Source organism: Bowmanella sp. JS7-9, assembly GCF_004329715.1.
GTDB lineage: Bacteria > Pseudomonadota > Gammaproteobacteria > Enterobacterales > Alteromonadaceae > Pseudobowmanella > Pseudobowmanella zhangzhouensis.
In genome coordinates this window covers 183177-196065 of the sequence record NZ_JXSY01000024.1, presented here as the reverse complement: position 1 = coordinate 196065, position 12889 = coordinate 183177, and the positions used below count along the sequence as shown (strand labels likewise).

At 52.6% G+C, this 12889-nt stretch carries 15 protein-coding genes; 1 reads left to right on the top strand and 14 read right to left on the bottom strand.

From position 1 onward, the window contains the following. The 3 genes from TK45_RS14115 to nudE are packed head-to-tail and all read right to left on the bottom strand — an operon-like array spanning position 1 to position 1959. Positions 1-582, bottom strand: a complete 582-nt coding sequence (locus tag TK45_RS14115; RefSeq protein ID WP_165490794.1) for a YceI family protein — start codon at positions 580-582, stop codon at positions 1-3. Further along, on the bottom strand, positions 569-1396 hold the full coding sequence (gene cysQ / locus TK45_RS14110; protein WP_131259486.1) for a 3'(2'),5'-bisphosphate nucleotidase CysQ: 828 nt from the start codon (positions 1394-1396) through the stop codon (positions 569-571). The genes TK45_RS14115 and cysQ overlap by 14 nt, the downstream gene beginning before the upstream one ends. Next, positions 1396-1959, bottom strand: coding sequence for an ADP compounds hydrolase NudE (gene nudE / locus TK45_RS14105; protein ID WP_131259485.1), 564 nt, complete (start codon positions 1957-1959; stop codon positions 1396-1398). Before nudE ends, cysQ begins: the two co-directional genes overlap by 1 nt. A gap of 53 nt (positions 1960-2012) precedes the next feature. Here nudE and yrfG point away from each other — a divergent pair, with 53 nt between their 5' ends. Continuing rightward, positions 2013-2699, top strand: coding sequence for a GMP/IMP nucleotidase (yrfG, locus tag TK45_RS14100; protein WP_131259484.1), 687 nt, complete (start codon positions 2013-2015; stop codon positions 2697-2699). On the opposite strand, the gene TK45_RS14095 is transcribed toward yrfG, so the two are convergent. The 11 genes from TK45_RS14095 to gspD are packed head-to-tail and all read right to left on the bottom strand — an operon-like array spanning position 2686 to position 12884. Further along, positions 2686-3429, bottom strand: coding sequence for a type II secretion system protein N (locus tag TK45_RS14095; RefSeq protein ID WP_131259483.1), 744 nt, complete (start codon positions 3427-3429; stop codon positions 2686-2688). The two genes, yrfG and TK45_RS14095, sit on opposite strands and share 14 nt — an antisense overlap. A gap of 7 nt (positions 3430-3436) precedes the next feature. Beyond that, a complete protein-coding gene (gene gspM, locus TK45_RS14090; RefSeq protein WP_131259482.1) occupies positions 3437-3916 on the bottom strand; it encodes a type II secretion system protein GspM in 480 nt (159 codons plus the stop codon). Between the two features lies 1 nt (position 3917). Then, positions 3918-5123 carry a type II secretion system protein GspL gene (gspL, locus tag TK45_RS14085; protein ID WP_131259481.1) on the bottom strand — a complete coding sequence of 402 codons (1206 nt, stop codon included), beginning with the start codon at positions 5121-5123 and terminating at the stop codon, positions 3918-3920. Further along, positions 5120-6124, bottom strand: coding sequence for a type II secretion system minor pseudopilin GspK (gene gspK, locus TK45_RS14080; protein WP_254426628.1), 1005 nt, complete (start codon positions 6122-6124; stop codon positions 5120-5122). The genes gspL and gspK overlap by 4 nt, the downstream gene beginning before the upstream one ends. Next, positions 6121-6714 carry a type II secretion system minor pseudopilin GspJ gene (gene gspJ, locus TK45_RS14075; RefSeq protein ID WP_131259480.1) on the bottom strand — a complete coding sequence of 198 codons (594 nt, stop codon included), beginning with the start codon at positions 6712-6714 and terminating at the stop codon, positions 6121-6123. The genes gspK and gspJ overlap by 4 nt, the downstream gene beginning before the upstream one ends. Next, a complete protein-coding gene (gene gspI, locus TK45_RS14070) occupies positions 6711-7076 on the bottom strand; it encodes a type II secretion system minor pseudopilin GspI (RefSeq protein ID WP_131259479.1) in 366 nt (121 codons plus the stop codon). Before gspI ends, gspJ begins: the two co-directional genes overlap by 4 nt. Continuing rightward, positions 7073-7666 (bottom strand): type II secretion system minor pseudopilin GspH, encoded by a 594-nt coding sequence (gene gspH / locus TK45_RS14065; RefSeq protein WP_131259478.1) that lies wholly within the window; start codon positions 7664-7666, stop codon positions 7073-7075. Before gspH ends, gspI begins: the two co-directional genes overlap by 4 nt. Further along, positions 7666-8109, bottom strand: coding sequence for a type II secretion system major pseudopilin GspG (gene gspG / locus TK45_RS14060; protein ID WP_131259477.1), 444 nt, complete (start codon positions 8107-8109; stop codon positions 7666-7668). The genes gspH and gspG overlap by 1 nt, the downstream gene beginning before the upstream one ends. An 18-nt stretch (positions 8110-8127) precedes the next feature. Continuing rightward, complete coding sequence (gene gspF / locus TK45_RS14055; RefSeq protein WP_131259476.1) at positions 8128-9342, bottom strand: type II secretion system inner membrane protein GspF; 1215 nt, start codon at positions 9340-9342, stop codon at positions 8128-8130. Positions 9343-9345: 3 nt separating this feature from the next. Next, positions 9346-10845, bottom strand: coding sequence for a type II secretion system ATPase GspE (gene gspE, locus TK45_RS14050; RefSeq protein WP_131259475.1), 1500 nt, complete (start codon positions 10843-10845; stop codon positions 9346-9348). Then, on the bottom strand, positions 10842-12884 hold the full coding sequence (gene gspD, locus TK45_RS14045; RefSeq protein ID WP_131259474.1) for a type II secretion system secretin GspD: 2043 nt from the start codon (positions 12882-12884) through the stop codon (positions 10842-10844). The genes gspE and gspD overlap by 4 nt, the downstream gene beginning before the upstream one ends. Between the last annotated feature and the right edge of the window lie 5 nt (positions 12885-12889).

The following is a 12889-nucleotide window of genomic DNA, read 5'->3' as shown; positions in this document are numbered from 1 at the left end:
TTATTGAGGTTGCAGGGTCAGATGAAAACTGACCGGCACCATGGTATTGATGTTTTTCAATCCGGCGATGTCACGCAACGCGTCAATGCCGGCATCCAGGCCGAATTCACTGGCGCGTAACACTAACGGCTGTTGGGTCACAACCTGCAAGCCACCGTTTTCCAATGCAGTCACCAGTACAGCCGCGCTCATATTACCTACCTGACCGTGCAGATTAATGGTGAAGTCGATATCGGTAGCGACACTCTGACCCGCTTTAAGGGATTGATACAAAGCAGGTGTCACTCTGGCACTGACCACCGCGCGCGGGAAATCCGCCACATTAAACAGCAATTCACGCATGCGCGTGTCTCGGATCTCGATGCCGCTGCTAATACTGGCAAGGTCGATACTCAGGCTAAATTCGCCACTGTCCATCAACCCGCCTTCGAGGCGCTGAAAGTGATGTACTTCTGTCACGGCAGCATTTTTGACTGAGACAATGCTGAGTCTGGATTGTTGATTATCTACCTGCCAGGCGGCAAACGCCGGTAGCGTGAATAATGCGGCGCTAAACAATCCGATTAAATTAGTCTTCTTCATAATAATTAACGACCTCCTGCCAGTTAACATTTTGGTCACCCATGACCAAAAAGTTTGGGTTTGTCAGTATGTTACGCTGATTGTAGGACAAACGTTCAAAATCAACACTGAGAATATCACCGCCGGCCTCGGTGACAATGCACTGTGCCGCACCCGTGTCCCATTCGCCGGTTTGACCGATACGCATAAAGAAGTCTGCCTTGCCTTCGGCAATAAAGCAGGCTTTGAGCGAGCAACTACCTAGTGGCAGGGTTTGATATATGCGCTGTTCGCTCATGCGCGACATGACTTTGTCCCGTGATTGGCGACGACTAATCGCGATCACCACCACGTCTTCTTTGGGGTTATCGAAGCTGCGCACATGAATCGGGCCAGACTCCTGCGGGCTCGATTTAAACGCGCCCTGACCTCGTACTGCATAATACAGGCTGTCACCGGCCGGCCAGTAAATCACGCCAATTTTTGGCTGATTGTCTTCGATCAAAGCGATATTTACCGCGAAGTCACCACTGCGCGCGACAAATTCCTGGGTGCCGTCTATCGGATCGATCAGCCAGTAACGGGGCCAATGGGCACGAATGGTGAGGTCGGGGTTGTCTTGTTCTTCCGACATAATCGGGATGTCCGGCGCATGTTCCTGTAAATAGGACGTGATGATTTCATTGGCCAGATAGTCGGCGGTGGTGACAGGAGAATCATCGTCTTTGGCGTAGGCCACATAGTCTTCGGCATCGTAGACTTCCCACACAACCTTGCCGGCTTTTTTGGCGGCCTGCTGGGCAATTTCTAATAGTTTGCCGACGTCGTCGGGCATTATGCACTCCTCAGGTGGCGTTCTAGTAGTAACACGGCGGCAATGCTGCGTGCCTCGGTAAAATCCGCTTGTTGTAACAGGGTGTCGATTTCGCTGACTTTCCACGGCACGACTTCCAGAGGCTCAGGTTCGTCACCTTCCAACCGCTGCGGATAAAGATCCTGCGCCAGCAGGATATGCATGCTTGAATTAAAAAAGGTCGGAGCCATGTGCACGGTGTGCAGGTGTTGTAACTGATGGGCGCCGTAGCCGACTTCTTCCATCAGTTCGCGATTGGCTGCCTGCTCGGGGCTTTCACCCGGGTCGATTAAGCCTTTGGGGAAGCCCAATTGATAGTTGTGGGTACCGGCGGCGTATTCACGCACCAGTAAGAAAGTCTCGGCATCGATAAACGGCACCATCATCACTGCGCCGCGCCCACTGCCACGCATGCGCTCATATTGGCGGGTGGCACCATTACTGAATTCCAGATCGATACTCTCGATTTTGAACAGACGGGACTGCGCCACATCCTGACGCTGATGAATAACAGGTAAATCCCGGGGAACGGCAGTTTTACTCATGGTCCAGGCACGCTATGATCGAATGCAAATTACTATAACGTTTCTGACTGGGATTGCCTATGCTCGCCTGGGACCAAATTGACACCGTTTTACTGGATATGGACGGTACCTTACTGGATCTTCACTTTGATAATCACTTCTGGCTGGAGGTAGTGCCTCATAAGTTGGCGCAGATGCACAATATCAGTGTCGAACAGGCGCGTACTCAGATGGATGCGGCCTATGCCGAAGTGCATGGCACGTTGGAATGGTATTGTCTGGATTACTGGGCGAACAAGCTGAATATGGACATTATGGCGGCTAAGCGTGAGATTCAGCATTTAATTAGCATGCGAGAGGATACGTTGCCGTTTCTGGATGCATTGCGTGACAGTGGCCGGCGCGTGTTGCTGTTGACCAATGCCCATCCGGATAGTCTGTCGTTAAAAGTAGAACGCACTCAATTGGACCAACACATCGATACACTGATTAGCACTCACAATTATGGCGTGAGTAAAGAATCTCAGGCCCTTTGGCAGGCGGTGCAGCAAGAATTTGAGTTTGATCCGGCCCGTACTCTGTTTGTGGATGACAGCCTGTCAATCTTACAGGCTGCAAAGGATTTCGGTATCGGTCAGGTGCTGGCCGTGAGTAACCCGGATAGTCAGCAACCGGTACGAGAAATCAGTGACTATCCGGCGATTCAGGATTATCGCTATTTGCTGACCGATATTCGCAATACGCCGGTTAGCGCCAGTTGAGGGTATAAAAGCCATCCGCATCGGTGCGGCCGAAGAAACGTGCCGCCTGATGGACTTCCTCGGGCAGACGCGCTGCTGGCTTAAATTTGCCCTGAATCTGATATTTTCCCTGTGGGGTAACCGCGGCGGTTGCATCCAGATTAAAGATATTGTCCGGGTCGATGCGCACCTGCAGATCGTCTCCCGCACAGCTTAAGCGGGCGTGAAAACTATCCAGACTAATCACGCCCTGGGTGCCCGCGACGGCGGCATTGAGCCAGTCACCCTGACCGGACAGCGCAACACACTTGCCTTGCCACTGTGCCTGTTCAATCGCCACTTTAAAACGGCCATCCGCATCGACCGGTACCGGCAGCGGAACGTTAGCTAACGCCATGGAGGCAGGCACATACAGGGTCAGGTCAGTGGCGCTGACGCTACTGGCAGACAGGGCTAACTCGCCGTTGAAGGTCAGCTGCTGACTATCGCGGGCATTACCAGCCTGAATACGCAGGCTGGCCTCGCCCCATAGCAACGGCAGGGCAGACAGTTGCCAGCGTACATCCCGCACCGGCATGCCATTGATAACGGCCAATTGGGTTTTACCGTCCCAAATGGTGCCGCTGACACCAGAGATTTGCACATTGGCAGGCAACGACACCCAGCTTAATGCCTGATTAGCGGGCAGCTGTTGAATCAGAAAAATCAGATACAGGGTTAGGGCAACGAGGATGGTTTTGAACATTTGCATAACAGATTTATTTATTTCCCAATGTGAGGCTGCGCACCTTCACCATGCCCGCTTGCGAGGTTTCGGCGATATCCAGATCCGCAATCGCCACGCCGCGTTCTTCCAGTTGACGCAGCCAGTTAAGCAGGGCGTTAAATTCGGCTTGTTCGACCCATACCTGTAGCTGTTCTCCACGGGGTTGCATACGTGCAATGCTGATGCTGTTTTGCGTGGCCGTTTGATTGGCCAATTGCGTCAGCGAGCCACTAAAACGCTGTGGTGTACTGGCGCCACTTTGACGCAATTGCACAATTTTATTGGCATTGGCACGTAATTCAGTGAGCAAGCTTTGCTGTGAGGTGAGGCGGGTTTGTTGCTGCGCAATGCTGGCATCAAGTGGCTGCCAGACCAAAACATAAAACAAGAATACCAGCAGGGTAAGGCCTGCGAAGATCAGCAGCTTCTGTTCCCGCTCAGGCAATCCATTAAAGCGTTGTTTTAATTGCATATTAGCTCCGAACCGTGAGGGTGCTAATCACACCATTGTCACGATTGTTAATGGCACCCTGCTCGATAGAAAAACCAGCGCGCTGGGCTGCCTGCTTAAAGCGTTCTAATGCTGCGATATCTGCTGCACTCGCCTGCATCCGCAATTCCGCACGGTCGGCATCGAAACGAATTAACTGTGGTTTCACCTGGCTTTGCGCGAAGGCATCACCTAGCTGGTTGAGCATGGCCAGCACCGACACGCCACTGCCACCCTGTTGTAAGCGATTAAGCTCAGCTTTTATCTGGCTGCGGATTTGGCGGGCATCACCGACCCGGGTATTGTTGGGCAGGGCTTTTTTAAACTCTGCAACAATCTGTGTCTGGATCGTTTGCTGTTCATTATCCAGCGCAGTTATCTGCAGAACTTTATCGGTCAGGCTGGCGAGCAAGGCAATGCCTGTCAGTGACGCGGCTAACCGCCATTTACGCCAGTTACCACTTTGCACGGGTTTGGTTTTGTATTCCCCCTGCAACAAATTGAATTGCGTATCAGCATAATGCTGTGCCAATACCTGCAGTGGCGCATCCAAAGGTTCGGTAATGCAATGAATATGGCTGGAGGTAAACTGCGGCGCCGGACTGTAGCAATGCAGCTGTAGTGGCTGTTCCTGTCGTTTAGCCAGCAGTTCCAGCATCGGCATCAGCCAGCTCGCTTCGCCTTCGTGGGCCAGCCAGTGGTCCTGACGAACTAACCAGTGCTCGCCCAACTGCAGCAAACTCAGCCCTTCATCATGCAGCGGCACGGCTAAACAGTCCGGCAGCATGGTGTGGCTGCTAAGGCCTGCATCGCTCAGCATCTCCAGCCAGATTTGCATCTGCTGGTGGCGCACTACCGCTACCTGTTGCTGATTGCCCTGTTTACTGCCCAGTGCAAAAAACAAATGATCGATGTCGTCACTTAACTCGTCTTCGAGCATAAAGGGAATGGCGGCCAACGCCTTACGATTGGCGCGGGCAGGCAAATCAACACTGGTCAGGGTAACGTCACGTCCCGGCACCAGGGTTACCACCGGACGGTTACCGGCGCGCTCAGCCAACGTCGCCAGTGCACTGGCATCGGGCAACTCACCGGATGCGATGATTTCCTGTTGTGCATCCGACCAAACGATCCAGAATATTGATTCCTGAACGTGGGATCCCAGTCGGATAATCAGTTTTTCACTCAAAGGGGGCCTCCAAATTCGCGTCGTAACACCTTTACCTGCTCGGCTTGCTCCACAAATAACAGGGAGGTCATGGCGAATTGTGCATCATTGTATCGGGTTTTGCTGCTTAACAAAAAGTAGCTGCTGGTAATGTCGAACCAGCCTTTCTGCTCATCGGTTAAATTCAGTGCGGCGATTTCCGCTTCATTCAGGAAATCCTGAATGTCTTTGTAGCCATCGGCGGGGCGCTGGGCAACCAGGGTGCGGGCATCGGTGAGCGAGAAATTCTCGCCCAGTAAGGCATGCAGAATCTCGCCACCGGTTTCTTCGCTTAAGGTGTTGACGTTAATCTTCAAGCTATCCACATCCGGAATAACACAGACAAATGGCATGGCTTGCATTATCCAGGCAGGCTCGGCGCCATTGATAATCCTTAACTCGGACTTGGACACCATCAGATTGTTGGCTGCGCGGTAGGCCGGAGTGCGGCTTTCATATTCACTGCTCTCGGCGCCGTAATAACCGCTGGGAGTGTCATCCTTATCCAGCCAGTCAAGCAGGCTGTCGGCCAGTACATCGGCATTGTAGTCCGGGATCTTTTCGCCATTTTCTGGTGGCTCGATGGTATTTAGCAGGCGTTTAAACGCGTCACGCAGGGCCGGCGAACTGGCGGTTCCCACTGTGTCGGGATTGTGCAGGGCGTTGAGGTTAAAACAGCTTTGCAGGTCGGTTACGCGGGCTTCAATATCGCCATTGGGTAAGGGATAGCGAATGCCCTGTTGTGCCCATGGTTGTCCGCCATGAATAACGCCATCCGCTTGCTTAATCTGCTCCAACAGTGCGACACGGGCATAGTTCTCAGCGCCCTGACCAAACCAGTAAGCTTGCTGACTGTCCTGAATATTGATACTGCGCTGCAGATTCAATTGCAGGCGTTCGGCCATGCTCATGGCAATCACTGTTGCCAGTGCCACAACCAGCAAGACGATCAGCAGGGCAACGCCTCTTTGGCGGCGCATCATGGGTTATCCACCAGGTTGAACTCACGCACAATCTCACCAAAGGTCTGGCTGACGATGGTCAGTCTCACCGCCGCCGGCAGCGCACCCGGTGGCCAGTTACTCTCGGTTTTGTCGTCAGCTGTAATGGCATCGACCTGAAAATCCTCAATATCGCTGAGCAGCACTTTGACTTTCGGTTCGTGTCCGCTGACATTGTCCACATAGTTACTGCTCAGGCGTTGCAATTGATTGTCATACAGGCGGTAGGCCACCGGTTGCACGGTTGAGCGCGGCAGCATCAGATTGGGGTTATAGCGTCCAGCGCGCACAAAAGCGATCGCATCTGCCTGAGAGCCGAGCAAGTCATCGGAAATGACGATACCCTGCACCCGGGTGTTGTCATCCAGTTGCATGCTGCGTGGCACAACCTGACGCAGATCCTGCTCGATAGTTAACATGGCCCGTTGCAAGGCAACCAGTTGCTCGAACTGCACACTGGAAACTTCATTGCTGTCCAATACGTTTTTTTCCACCGTATAGGCACCCAGTCCAATCAGCGCAAAAATAGCGATGGCGACGAGGGCTTCAATCAGAGTGAATCCGCGACTCATTGGGGACTAACCACAAAACTGCTCAGGCGGGTGTCAATGTCGCTGAATGACTCATCGCGACTCACCTGTATCTCGACCATGCGCATGCGTGCTTCGGCAGTTTCACTGACTATATGCCGCCAATACCAGGTGGTATCTGCCATCTTGACGCTGCCTTTCTGATTGTTCTTCGGCGGCCATTGTTTGCTGCGTTGCAACTCTGTCAGTTGATTACTGGCAATCCAACCGGCGAAGGTTTGGATTTTCAGTTCATCGATACCCTGTAGGTGGGAGGTCATGGCTTTGCCCAATGCCAGCCCGGCAAGGGCAAAAATTGCCATCGCCACCAAAACTTCCAGCAGGGTGAAACCACGCATTCTCATTCGCTTAACTCATTGGCGTACTGGCGCTTGAGCGGGATTTCATCCATGCCGTCCACTACCACGGCAATTTCTGTCGCTTGCAATTCAGGCTGATTGGTGTCGAATTTTGCTCTGAAAGGGGTAATTTCGCCACTTGGCATAATCAGCACTTGAGGAGGCGGTTGAGGTTTGTCTTCCTGTTCCTGCTGGTTGAATGACAGCGTCTCATCAAAGATCCCGTCGTCAAACAGGTTGTCGTCGCCCAACCAGGGCAGATCATCCAATTGCAGTTCCAGGCTAAGGCCTGCTGGCAGGGTGACTTCCCGCATCAGTCCATCACCCTCAAAGGGTTGCCACTGCTGATTTTCATCCAGATAGACAAAGCAATAGCTACGTCCGCTGACATGCAGTCCGAGCATTTGCTGATTTAAAATGGCGTACTCGCTGACCATGCTAAATGCGACCTGAAAACGGCGTGCCGCATCATCGATGGCTTCACGTTTATCATCGCTGCCGCCAAAGGACAGCATCACAGTGGCGGCCATAATTACCAGCATACTGATGACCACCAGTACTTCCAGTAAGGTAAAGCCGCGACTGCGCATAGACATTAATTTTCCTGGTTGTTTTTGCTCAGGTATTTATCGGCGTTCCAGTTGCCGATATCGTCTTCGGTACCGGCTTCACCGTCGGGTCCGTTGGTGTAGATGTCGATACGTCCCATTTCGCCCGGGCTTAGCAATTGGTAGGGGTTACCCCATGGATCCATCATCAGGCTGCCAATGAAACCATCTTCCGGGTAGTTACGTGGAATGGGGTCAATAGTTGGGGCACTCACCAGTGCATCCAGCCCTTGCTCTGTGGTTGGATAGCTGCCGATTTTCAACTTATAGCGCTGCAGCGCGCTTTCCAGCGTGCGGATATCGATAGCGGCCTTTTTCAGCTGCGCGTCTTCCTGCTCACCAATAATGTTCGGGGCAATCATGGCGGTAAATAACGCGATGATGACGATCACCACCATAACTTCCAATAAACTAAATCCTGATTGTTTCATTGTTACCTCGTTAATCAGTTACACCATGGTATTGAGACCAATGATGGGGAGTAAAATTGCCGCGACAATAAAAAATACAATGCCGGCCATGCTAAGAATCAAAACAGGTCCAAAAATACTCAGGGCCACATTAACTTGTGCTTCAAATTGTCGATCCTGATTGGCGGCTGCGCGAGCGAGCATGGATTGCAATTCGCCGCTACGCTCACCGCTGGCAATCATATGCATCATCATCGGCGGGAAAATGCGTGTTTGTTCCAGCGCTACCCGCAAACTGGTGCCTTCTTTGACGCGATCGGCAGCGTCGAGGATGGCTTTTTGAATATGCAGGTTATCCAGCACCTCGGCGGAGATGCGCATACCTTCCAATAACGGCACCGCGCTGGCGGTTAAAATACTCAGGGTACTGGCGAAACGGGCAGTATTCAGGCCCTTTATCACTTTACCTAAAACCGGAATATGCAGCTTTTTGGCATGCCATTTTTGGCGTAATGCCGGTTGGCGCATCATGCGCTTAAAGCCCACTACCAGCAGTACAATCAAAATAAGAACAAATATTCCGTAATTCTGCACGCCTTCGCTGATACCAATCAGAATACGGGTGACTAACGGCAGTTCCTGACCCATATGGTCAAATTGGTTGATAATTTTGGGCACCACAACCGTCATTAAAATGCCGACAATAATCACTGCCACACTGATCATCATCAGTGGATAGATCAGTGCCTGCCCAATCTGGCTGCGCACCTTATTGCGGTTTTCGGTGTAATCGGCCAAACGTTCCAGCACGGTATCCAGATGGCCGGATTTCTCCCCTGCTGCCACCATGGCACAGAACAACTGGTCGAATACATGGGGGAAATCACGCAGTGAATCGGCTAGCGTATGGCCTTCTACCACTTTGCTGCGCACGGCCATCATCATCGATTTATGCCGTGGCTTTTCCGTTTGTTCAGCCACCGCCATTAGCGCTTCTTCAATGGGCAACGCGGCTTCAATCAGGGTGGCTAACTGACGGGTCAGTAACGCCAGATCTGACGCCGAAATGCCGCGAGCAAACAGCGATGACGCGCTGGCCTGACGTTTTTCTTTTTCAGCAACCGACTGCACATCCAACGGAATCAGGCCTTTTTCGCGCAGTTGCTGCCGCACCTGACGGGCATTATCCGCTTCGGTGACGCCACTTTTATTGCGGCCTGCGCCATCCAGCGCTTTGTATGCAAAAGCCGGCACTGATTAGTCCTCGCGCGTCACCCGCAGGACTTCTTCCAGTGCGGTGATCCCTGCTAATACTTTGCGACAGCCATCCTCACGGATGCTGGGTGTACTTTGGCGGATATACTTCTCAATCGCCTGCTCACCATGGCCGTTATGCACCAGTTCGCGAATATGCTCATCCACTAACAGCAATTCATGAATACCTGTTCTGCCGCGATAGCCGGTCTGGTTGCAACTGACGCAGCCCTGCGGGCGGTAGATATGTGGCGCCTGTTGAGGGGCAACGCCCAGCACCGCACATTCCTGTTCACCGGGCTGATAAGGTTCTTTACAGTCATCACACAGGGTGCGCACCAGGCGCTGTGACAGCACGGCGAGCAAGCTGGATGAAAGTAGGAACGGCTCGATGCCCATATCTTCCAGACGTGTAATTGCCCCGGCAGCGGTATTGGTGTGCAGGGTGGATAAGACTAGGTGACCGGTTAAACTGGCTTGCACCGCAATTTGTGCGGTTTCCAGATCGCGAATTTCACCGACCATGACCACATCCGGATCCTGGCGCAAAATGGCACGCAGTCCACGGGCAAACGTCATATCCACACGGGGATTGACCTGAGTCTGGCCGATGCCTTCTAAATCAAATTCAATCGGGTCTTCAACGGTCAGAATATTGCGGTCTTTGCTGTTAATTTCACTGAGGCCGGCATACAACGTGGTGGATTTACCTGAACCGGTTGGCCCTGTAACCAGAATAATGCCGTGCGGCTTGCGGATAAGCCCGGAAAAATGCTCGCGGTTGCTGGCGGTCATGCCCAAATCGGTCAGATTCAGGCGCGCGTTGTTTTTATCCAGCAAACGCAATACCACGCGCTCGCCATGGCTGGATGGCATAGTACTGACCCGCACGTCTACCGCGCGACCCGCGATACGGAGGGTGATACGACCGTCCTGCGGTACGCGCTTCTCGGCGATATCCAGACGAGCCATAACTTTAATTCGCGACACCAGCATCGACGCCATCTTGCGGTTCGGGCGCAGAATCTCGCGTAGCACGCCATCGACCCGAAAGCGGATACTCAGTTGTTTCTCGAAGGTTTCCACATGGATATCCGAGGCGCCTTCTTTGATGGCTTCGCCGAGCATGGCGTTAATCAATTTGATAATCGGCGCATCGTCATCGTTATCCAGCAGGTCTTCTGCTTCCGGAAGTTCATCGGCCAGCGTAAACAGGTCGCTTTCATTGCCAATGTCTTCCATCAACTGCTTGGCTTCGGACGAGTCACGCTGAAATGCTGCGGTCAGCAACCGTTCGAATTCATCAGTAGGAACTTCCCGGGGCACAAATGCGGCGCCTAAAAAACGGCGTACTTCGGCAAATACGTTAACCGGGGTTTCGCTGGTGTGATACAGGCAAACGGGCTGTTTACCACTATCCAGCAACACTTTATGTCGACGCGCGAAGGCGAAGCCCAGCTGTTTGTGGGCTGCACTTTGCTGTTCGTTCAGCGCGTCACTCACTGCTCGCCCTCTTGGCCGGCATTTTTACGACGCAAGTATTCTTCGTAGCTGGGAGGCAAATCCAGTGCTTCGGTCCAGGCCGGCAACACGGGGGTTTCCGTCATCGGCATCAGGTTAACGCCATCCGCCTGACGCTGCAGCTGCTGAGCACGCATAAAATTGTATTTGCCATGGCTGATCTGATTAATCGTCGCGCCATCGCGAATAATGGTCGGACGGATAAACACCAGCAGGTTGCGCTTGCGCACGTTGCTGGAAGATGACTTAAACAGGTGACCAAGAATAGGGATATCACCTAACAGCGGCACCTTGGAGACACTTTCCTGCACGTCTTCATCAATCAGGCCACCGAGCACCACAATGCCCGCATCATCGACCATCACCGTGGTTTTGATTTCACGCTTGTTGATAGCGATATCTACCGCCGTCGCGCCGCTGACGCTGGACACTTCCTGCTCGATGGTAAGCTGTACGGCATCCCCTTCGTTAATTTGAGGGGTGACTTTTAATTTGATACCCACTTCTTTACGTTCAACGGTCTGGAATGGGTTGGAGTTATTGGCGCTGGCAGTCTGGCCGGTAATAATCGGCACTTCCTGACCCGCGATAAAGAAGGCTTCTTCATTATCCATAGTAGTAATGTGCGGGGTCGCCAGAATATTCGAATTGGTGTCGGTGCTGACCGCCTGTACCACCGCCGCCCAGTCGTCTTTTACTACGCCGAACATCATACCGTTGATATTGCCGAGCAATTGCGCCAACAGTGACTTATCGCCTTCCACCGTTTTTGAGGTTTGCGTAACCGTACCGGTTTCTGTGCCAATCACGCTGTCCTGTACCGTTCTGTCCCGCGAGGTATAAGCCGCAGCGCCTAATTGGGCGATGCCTACACCGGCGGTATTAAACTGTTGAATGCCGCCGTCTTTACTGGCCCACTGCACACCTAAACTGGTGCCGTCGCCTTCAAATACTTCGACGATAATCGCTTCCACCTGCACCTGAGCACGACGCACGTCTAACTGGCGGATCACTTCTTCCAGAGAACGCATCATGTCCTGCTCGGCGGTAATCACCAGCGCATTAGAATCCGCATGGGCCTCGATACTGATGGCGCGGTCGCTGCGGGCACGGGCATTGGGTTGGGCGCCTTTTTCTTCGGCCTGAATACTGGCGCTGACGCCTTTAAGCACTTTGACTAAATCTTCGGCTTTGGCGTACTTAAGGTAAATAACCCGGGTATTGCCGTTGGTTTCCAATTCCTGATCGAGACGTACCACCAGATTTTTAAGCCGTTCACGGGCTTTGGGGTCGCCGCTGATAATCACGCTATTGGTACGGTCATCGGCTACCACGCGTGGCTGCATGGTATCCGGTACCTGCTTGCCACCCTGAGATTTATTGATGTTTTCTACAATACGCACCATTTCTGAGGCAGAAGCGAAACGCAGCTTAATGATTTCTACTTCCTGATCGCCGGCTTTGTCGACCCGCTCGATGACTTCCACTAAGCGATTCAGCACCGCTGCCGCGCCTGTCATGATCATAACGTTGGACGGGTCATAGCTGACCACCACACCACCGCCGGCGGCATCATTTAACTGACGCAGTAACGGTGATAACTCACGCACGGAGACGTTATACACCGGCACCACGCGGGTGATTACTTCATCACCAAAAAACTGCCCGCTTTCCACCACCGGGGTATTGGCTTTACCGGCATCTTTGGCACGTACCACTTTGAGGATACCGTTAGGCATTTCAATCACTGAGAAACCGTAGACCTGCAATACATTGAGGAAAAACTGGTAGTACTGATCTTCGTTCATCAGATCGTAACTGCGCACGGTGACTTTGCCACGCACGTTAGGGTCGACAATTACGGTCTTTTGCAGGTTTTTACCGACAATATTGATGAACTCTTTAATGTCAGTTTCTTTGAAATTCGGAGAGTATTCGGCCGCAGTTGCTACCAGGCTCACCGACAGGCTGGCCGATAAAATGACAGTAGCAAAAAAGCGGGTGATGGCGTGACTTCGCATAGACC

Excerpts from the sequence above, each read along its gene's own strand:
- gspH (WP_131259478.1), bottom strand. The coding sequence starts at position 7,666 with ATGTCTATGCGCAGTCGCGGCTTTACCTTACTGGAAGTACTGGTGGTC.
- gspD (WP_131259474.1), bottom strand. The coding sequence starts at position 12,884 with ATGCGAAGTCACGCCATCACCCGCTTTTTTGCTACTGTCATTTTATCG.
- cysQ (WP_131259486.1), bottom strand. The coding sequence starts at position 1,396 with ATGCCCGACGACGTCGGCAAACTATTAGAAATTGCCCAGCAGGCCGCC.
- gspI (WP_131259479.1), bottom strand. The coding sequence starts at position 7,076 with ATGAGAATGCGTGGTTTCACCCTGCTGGAAGTTTTGGTGGCGATGGCA.
- gspM (WP_131259482.1), bottom strand. The coding sequence starts at position 3,916 with ATGCAATTAAAACAACGCTTTAATGGATTGCCTGAGCGGGAACAGAAG.
- TK45_RS14095 (WP_131259483.1), bottom strand. The coding sequence starts at position 3,429 with ATGCAAATGTTCAAAACCATCCTCGTTGCCCTAACCCTGTATCTGATT.
- gspJ (WP_131259480.1), bottom strand. The coding sequence starts at position 6,714 with ATGAGTCGCGGATTCACTCTGATTGAAGCCCTCGTCGCCATCGCTATT.
- nudE (WP_131259485.1), bottom strand. The coding sequence starts at position 1,959 with ATGAGTAAAACTGCCGTTCCCCGGGATTTACCTGTTATTCATCAGCGT.
- TK45_RS14115 (WP_165490794.1), bottom strand. The coding sequence starts at position 582 with ATGAAGAAGACTAATTTAATCGGATTGTTTAGCGCCGCATTATTCACG.
- gspK (WP_254426628.1), bottom strand. The coding sequence starts at position 6,124 with ATGATGCGCCGCCAAAGAGGCGTTGCCCTGCTGATCGTCTTGCTGGTT.
- gspG (WP_131259477.1), bottom strand. The coding sequence starts at position 8,109 with ATGAAACAATCAGGATTTAGTTTATTGGAAGTTATGGTGGTGATCGTC.